A 6,750-nucleotide genomic window follows, 5' to 3' on the forward strand; every position below is an offset into this window, starting at 1 on the left:
GCGCATACGCATCTTCCAGCGCATGGCCTAGATGACGGGTGACCGCATCAGGGTGGCCCTGAATGAGAACAATTTGTTGAGCAGCCATGCTTCACTCCTTGGGTTTGCGTCCGCAATACTGACACCCGAGGCCGCATTTTTCTTTGACGCGGCTCAACTCCGGGATGGCTACCGGATCACTCGTTAACCCGGCCGCGCAAGGCCTTGGTCTCTGAACGCTGGCTTTTGGCCACACGCAGCCTTTGCTTCGAGCCATAGCTGGGCTTGGTGGCACGCCGGGTCTTGGGGGGCCGCGCCACACTGTTCACCAGTTCATGCAGGCGCAAGAAAGCATCCAGCCGGTTCATCTCCTGCGTGCGGTGCTGCTGCGCCTTGAGGACCAGCACACCGGCCTTGGTGATGCGGCTGTCATGCAGCGCCAGCAGCCGCTCCTTGACGTCTTCGGGCAACGATGAGGCGTGAACGTCGAAACGCAAATGAATCGCGCTGGACACCTTGTTGACGTTTTGCCCGCCCGCTCCTTGCGCGCGGATGGCCGCAATCTCAACCTCGGCCTCGTTGATTTCCAGCAGCGGCGCAGAAGCAGGTTCAGCCACGGAGAAGTCCTTCAGGCAGGCGCCTGATTGAGCGCGCGTTCAAATTCTGGCTCAGCCACGTAGCGCGCCACAAAGGCCCCCACCGCACTGGCAGGCAGCGGCAGCCAGACGATGTGGCCGCTGCCCGGCGCCACGGTCATGGGCTGCGCCTCGGCGTTCTCCATGCGCGTGATCTGAACATTGTGATTGCCGCCGGGGTGAATAATCTCCAGCCAGTCGCCCACCGAAAAACGATTCTTCACCGTCACTTCAGCCAACCCGCGCGCTGCGTCAAACGACACTACATCACCCACATACAGGCTGCGCCCGGATTCGGAAAAGCCGCGCAGGTAATTCTGGGTGGACTCTGGCGTGTGGCGCTGGAAAAAGCCGGAGGTATAGCCCCGATTGGCCAGACCTTCGAGCTGCCCCAGCAAGGCCGGATCGAGCTCGCGCCCCGCCACGGCGTCGTCAATTGCCTGGCGGTAGGTCTGTGCGGTGCGCGCCACGTAATAGGGGCTCTTGGTGCGGCCCTCGATCTTGAGCGAATCGACGCCGATTTCCACCAGGCGCTTGACGTGCTCGATGGCGCGCAAGTCCTTGGAGTTCATGACGTAAGTGCCGTGCTCATCCTCTTCAATCGGCATGTAGCTGCCGGGGCGCTGGCTTTCCTCCATCACGTAGACCTCGGCGCGTTCGTCCTGGCGTTCACGTTCGGCAGCCACCTGCGGCGCCAGAATATCGCCCGACGCATCTACCACGCCGGGCAGGGTCTTGTAGTCCCAACGGCAGGAGTTGGTGCAACTGCCCTGGTTCGCGTCGCGGTGGTTGAAATAACCCGACAGCAGGCAACGCCCCGAATAGGCGATGCACAGTGCGCCGTGCACAAACACTTCGAGCTCGGTGTCCGGGCACTCCTGGCGGATCTGCGCCACCTGGTCCAGCGAGAGCTCGCGCGACAGAATCACCCGGCTCACGCCGACACTTTTCCAGAAGCGCACGGCGGCGGAATTGACCGTGTTGGCCTGAACCGAGAGGTGAATTTCCATCTCGGGCCAGGTCTCGCGCACCATCATGATGAGACCGGGGTCGGACATGATCATGGCGTCGGGCTGCAAGGCAATCACCGGCGCCATGTTCTGCACATAGCTCTTGATCTTGTTGTCGTGCGGGAAAATGTTGGACACCAAAAAGAACTTGTTGCCCAGCACGTGCGCGCGGTCAATGCCTTGCTTGAGTACCTCGATATTGCCAAAATCGTTGTTGCGCACGCGCAGCGAATAGCGCGGCTGGCCGGCATAAACCGCCGTGGCGCCAAAGGCGAAGGCCGTCTCCAGCATGGTCAAAGAACCCGCCGGCGCCAGCAGTTCAGGTGTTCGCATAGTAAATATTTTCCCCAGTGACTGGGGCTAATTATCGGTGCTGTCGTGCGTTCGCTCGCATCGGGGAAATGCAACCAAGGTGACTCCACTTAGTTGACAAGGTCCCGTGCAGCCCTCATTCTCGCGCTTTGAACTTGAACACCCTATCAACCAGGAGTTACGGAAAATCATGCCCAAATCTTTTATCACCCGATCATTGCTGGCAGGCGCGGCCTTGTTCGCGTGCGTCCCCATGCTCCACGCCGAAGTCGTCAAGATTGGCTTTATTGAGGTCCTGTCGGGTCCGTTTGCGAACGCCGGAAAAACCTCGCTGAACCAGTTACGAGAAGTCGTGGCCCAGCTCAACGCCAAAAGCCGGGCATCGGATCCGAAGTTCGAAGTAGTGCCGTTTGATGGCAAGGGCTCGCCACAAGAAAGCACCACCGCGCTGAAGGCGGCCGTCGACCAAGGCATCCACTACATCACGCAGGGCGGCGGCTCCGGAGTGGCGTTCGCGCTGTCGGATGCCATCACGAAGCTGGCTGAACGTGAGCCGGCCAAGGCCACCGTCTTCCTCAACTACGCGGCGATGGATCCAGGGTTGACCAATGACCGTTGCAACTTTTGGCACTTCCGCTTCTACCCGTCCAGCGAAATGAATATCGAGGCCTTGACCACCTACCTGACCAAACGCCCGGACGTGAAAAAGGTCTACCTCCTGAATCAGGATTACACCCATGGACAGCAGGTGTCCAAGGCATCCCGTGCCTACCTGGCCCGCAAACGGCCCGATGTGAAAATTGTGGGTGACGACTTCGTGCCCATCGCCCAGGTGCGCGACTTCGCCCCCTATGTTGCCAAAATCCGTGCCTCCGGGGCTGATACCGTGATCACCTCCAACTGGGGCAGCGACCTGACCTTGCTGTTCAAGGCGGCCAAGGAGTATGGCCTCAATATCAACTTCTTCACCTTGAACGCCAACAACCCGGGCACGCCGGCGCAGATGGGCTCCTGGGGTGCAGAAAAGGTCGGTGTGATCTGGAACTGGGGCCACAACGCGCCAACCCCGGAACTGGAAAAAATCTATGTCGCCTACAAGAAGAAATTCAACGAAGACTTCATTTATGCAGCGCACTGGAACAGCATGAACATGCTGGCGGCTGCGATGCAGCAGGCCAAGTCGACCGAGCCGAAGAAGGTGGCGTATGCGCTGGAGGGGATGAAGTACAAAAGCCCGGTGGGTGAAGTCGAAATGCGAAAGACCGATCACCAGTTGCTGGCACCGCTGTTTCTCGGTATCTGGGCCAAGCAGGGCAGCAAGGGCGTGAAATACGACGCCGAGAATACGGGCTACGGCTTCCGCTCTGAGGTGGTCTGGGATTCGTATGTGAGCGCGCAGCCGACCTCCTGCCAGATGAGCCGCCCTTGAAACCCTGAGCGCGCCGCGAGGCGCGGGGCTGCATTGCGCAGTCGGCAAACGGTGAGTCGTTTGCGCATGACATAGACGCCAGCGAGACCCGGAAAAACTGGCGTTTACAGCACAATGGCTCACCCGTGAAAACCAAATATTTTGCGCAGCTGATTGCGCTGTCCGCCCTGTGGGGCGCCTCTTTTATGCTGATCCGCATTGCCAGTCCCTTGTTGGGGCCCAATGTGCTGGCGGCACTTCGCATTGGCGTGGCCACGCTCACGCTGGCGGCTCTGATGCGCGTCATGCGTCACCATTGGCCGCTCAAGCACTGGCGCGAGCTGCTCTTGCTGGGCACGCTCTCCGTGGCACTTCCATTTTCGCTGTTTGCCTGGGCGGCGTTGCAACTGCCTGCCGGTTACAGCGCCTTGCTCAACTCGACGGCGGTAGTGTTTGGCATTTTTGCCGCTGCCTGGCTAAAGGAAGATACCCTGACCCTGCGCAAGCTGGCCGGCTGTGCCTGCGGGTTTGCGGGCGTGGCGCTAATCGTTGGGCTCGGGCCGGTCGCGCCTTCCCGCCCAGTCATTCTGGCGGCGCTGGCCTGCATCGCCGGGTCAGCCTGTTACGGTATTTCGACCCCGCTGATGAAGCGTGCCATCGGCCGCATGCAACCGCTGGAAATTGCCGCTGGCATTCATGCCGTGTCTCTATTGATGCTGTTGCCGGGTGCGGTCTGGAGCTGGCCGCAAGCGCAGTTCACGCCGGGCGCGCTGGCGGCCGTGGCGGTCATGGGTGTGGTGACGTCCGGCCTGGCTTACTGGCTGCACATTCGCATCATGGTGCACGTGTCACCGGTGGCCGCCATGAGCCCGATCTTCATGATCCCGGTGTTTGGCGTGACCTGGGGGCATTTGTTTCTGGGTGAACAACTCGGCACCGGCATTTATGCCGGGGGTGCCCTGGTGCTGCTGGCCAGTGCGCTGATCACCGGTTTCAGCCCCTGGCAGAAGTGGTTGGATGCGGTAGACGCCAAACCTTGAAGGCAAGCCCTAAGCTGACGCGTTGATGGGTTTCAGGCCCACCGTCACATCGCCGCACTGGGCCCGCTGCCGCAGCGCATGCTCGATCACGACCAGCGCCAGCATGGCCTCGGCAATCGGTGTGGCGCGAATGCCGACACAGGGGTCATGTCGGCCTTTGGTGATGACCTCGGTGGACTGGCCCGCCACGTCAATCGACTCGCGTGGCGTGATGATGGAACTGGTGGGCTTGACCACAATCGACACCTCCAGGTCTTGCCCGGTGGTGATGCCGCCCAGCACGCCGCCGGCATTATTGGACCTGAAACCCTGCGGCGAGAGCGAATCGCCATGCGTGCTGCCACGCTGCGTGACGCTGGCAAAACCGGCGCCAATTTCCACGCCCTTGACGGCATTGATGCCCATCATGGCGTAGGCAATGTCGGAGTCCATTTTGTCAAACAGGGGTTCACCCAGACCGACCGGCACGTTGGCGGCCGAGACGCGAATGCGGGCCCCGCAGGAGTCACCCGCCTTGCGCAGCGCATCCATGTAGGTTTCCAATGCAGACACGTCAGCGACCGGCGCAAAAAATGCATTGTCGGGCACAAAATTCCACGACTCAAAACCGATGGGCAGCTCGCCCACCTGCGTCATGCAGCCACGAAACACGGTCCCATAGCGTTCGAATAGCCATTTCTTGGCCACGGCGCCAGCCGCCACCATGGGCGCCGTCAGACGGGCGGACGAGCGACCGCCACCGCGCGGGTCGCGAATGCCGTATTTTTGGAAATAGGTGTAATCGGCGTGCCCCGGGCGAAACGACTCCAGGATGTTGCCGTAATCCTTGCTGCGCTGGTCGGTGTTCTTGATCAACAGGCAAATCGGCGTGCCGGTGGTTTGGCCTTCGTAGACGCCGGAGAGGATTTCCACCGTGTCCGGCTCATTGCGCTGCGTGACAAAGCGGCTGGTGCCGGGACGACGGCGGTCCAGATCGGGCTGGATGTCGGCCTCGCTCAAGCGCATGCCCGGCGGACAGCCGTCAATCACGCAGCCAATGGCCGGGCCGTGGGATTCACCAAAATTGGTGACTGCGAATAAGTTTCCGAAGGTGTTGCCGCTCATGGGGACAGATTATCCCAGAGCAGCCACCAACTCAAGCTCCGGTAGCTGGCGCGCCTTCTTCGGGCCAGTCGCGGATGTAGGCCTTGAGCATTTTGTTTTCAAAATTCTGGCTGTCCACTACGGCCTTGGCGACGTCGTAGAAACTGATGACGCCCATCAGCATGTTGCTGTCCATGACGGGCATGTAGCGGGCGTGGCGCTCCAGCATCATGCGGCGCACTTCATCCAGATCGGTCTCGGTGGTGCAGGTCAACGGCGCATCGTCCATGGCGGTGCGAACCATGGTGGCGCCAATGCTGCCGCCATTTTTCACCAGGGTCTGGATGACCTCGCGAAAGGTCAGCATGCCAACCAGTTCGCCGTGCGCCATGATGACCAGCGAGCCGATGTCTCTTTCGGCCATCAGCGCCAGCGCCGGCGCCAGCGGCTCGTCCGGTGTAACCGTATAAAGGGTGGCGCCCTTGACGCGCAAAATATCGCTGACTTTCATAAATTTCTCCTCGTGACATGTGAATGACCCGCTGTGACCTTTTGTGAACGAAATATAGCCCACAATAAGCCGATTCTCACCCCCTATCCGTCAAGGACAGCGCAGAAAGCCTGCCCCGCAAAAATGAAGGAAACCCATGCCCGGCTACTCCGACCCCGGTTTTGACACATTGGCACTGCACGCTGGTGCCGCACCCGACCCCGCCACCGGCGCACGCGCGGTGCCGATCCATCTCACCACCTCCTTCGTCTTCGAGTCCAGCGACCACGCCGCCGCGCTGTTCAACCTGGAGCGCGCGGGCCACGTCTACTCGCGCATCAGCAACCCGACCAATGCGGTGCTGGAACAACGGGTGTCGGCGCTGGAGGGCGGCATTGGCGCCATCAGCACCGCCAGCGGCCAGGCGGCGCTGCACCTGAGCGTGGCCACCTTAATGGGCGCGGGCTCGCACATCGTGGCCTCCACCGCGCTGTATGGCGGCTCGCAAAACCTGCTGCATTACACGCTGCGCCGGTTCGGCATCGAGACGACCTTCGTCAAACCGGGCGACATTGACGGCTGGCGTGCCGCCGTGCGTCCCAACACCAAGTTGTTTTTTGGCGAAACGGTGGGCAACCCCGGTCTGGAGGTGCTGGACATCGCCACGGTATCGACCATCGCCCATGAAGCCGGCGTGCCGCTGCTTGTGGACTCCACGCTCACCTCGCCCTGGCTCATCAAACCATTCGACCACGGTGCGGATCTGGTGTACCACTCGGCCACCAAATTTTTG

The 6,750-nt window shown here is 61.0% G+C and carries 7 protein-coding genes; 3 read left to right on the forward strand and 4 right to left on the reverse strand.

The window, feature by feature from the left end:
• Positions 1-176 precede the first annotated feature (176 nt).
• Positions 177-596 (reverse strand): alternative ribosome rescue aminoacyl-tRNA hydrolase ArfB, encoded by a 420-nt coding sequence (arfB, locus tag B3V69_RS09450; RefSeq protein ID WP_296445939.1) that lies wholly within the window; start codon positions 594-596, stop codon positions 177-179.
• Between the two features lie 11 nt (positions 597-607).
• Positions 608-1,957, reverse strand: a complete 1,350-nt coding sequence (gene yegQ, locus B3V69_RS09455; protein ID WP_296445941.1) for a tRNA 5-hydroxyuridine modification protein YegQ — start codon at positions 1,955-1,957, stop codon at positions 608-610.
• A gap of 169 nt (positions 1,958-2,126) precedes the next feature.
• On the opposite strand from yegQ, the gene B3V69_RS09460 reads away from it, so the two are divergent.
• On the forward strand, positions 2,127-3,365 hold the full coding sequence (locus tag B3V69_RS09460; protein ID WP_296445943.1) for a branched-chain amino acid ABC transporter substrate-binding protein: 1,239 nt from the start codon (positions 2,127-2,129) through the stop codon (positions 3,363-3,365).
• Positions 3,366-3,490: 125 nt separating this feature from the next.
• Positions 3,491-4,384, forward strand: coding sequence for a DMT family transporter (locus B3V69_RS09465; RefSeq protein ID WP_296445945.1), 894 nt, complete (start codon positions 3,491-3,493; stop codon positions 4,382-4,384).
• Between the two features lie 9 nt (positions 4,385-4,393).
• Here the strand turns inward: B3V69_RS09465 and aroC are convergent, their stop codons facing one another.
• A complete protein-coding gene (gene aroC / locus B3V69_RS09470; protein ID WP_296445947.1) occupies positions 4,394-5,488 on the reverse strand; it encodes a chorismate synthase in 1,095 nt (364 codons plus the stop codon).
• A 31-nt stretch (positions 5,489-5,519) separates the two neighbouring features.
• Positions 5,520-5,978, reverse strand: a complete 459-nt coding sequence (locus B3V69_RS09475) for a CBS domain-containing protein (RefSeq protein ID WP_296445950.1) — start codon at positions 5,976-5,978, stop codon at positions 5,520-5,522.
• A 136-nt stretch (positions 5,979-6,114) separates the two neighbouring features.
• Here B3V69_RS09475 and B3V69_RS09480 point away from each other — a divergent pair.
• Positions 6,115-6,750 (forward strand): PLP-dependent transferase (locus B3V69_RS09480; protein WP_296445952.1); only part of this gene is annotated, 636 nt, incomplete at its 3' end.

The organism is Rhodoferax sp. UBA5149 (assembly GCF_002413825.1).
GTDB lineage: Bacteria > Pseudomonadota > Gammaproteobacteria > Burkholderiales > Burkholderiaceae_C > Rhodoferax.

What these genes read in the sequence shown, in the direction of transcription:
- B3V69_RS09460 (WP_296445943.1), top strand. Translation starts at nt 2,127, where the DNA reads ATGCCCAAATCTTTTATCACCCGATCATTGCTGGCAGGCGCGGCCTTG.
- aroC (WP_296445947.1), bottom strand. Translation starts at nt 5,488, where the DNA reads ATGAGCGGCAACACCTTCGGAAACTTATTCGCAGTCACCAATTTTGGT.
- B3V69_RS09475 (WP_296445950.1), bottom strand. Translation starts at nt 5,978, where the DNA reads ATGAAAGTCAGCGATATTTTGCGCGTCAAGGGCGCCACCCTTTATACG.
- yegQ (WP_296445941.1), bottom strand. Translation starts at nt 1,957, where the DNA reads ATGCGAACACCTGAACTGCTGGCGCCGGCGGGTTCTTTGACCATGCTG.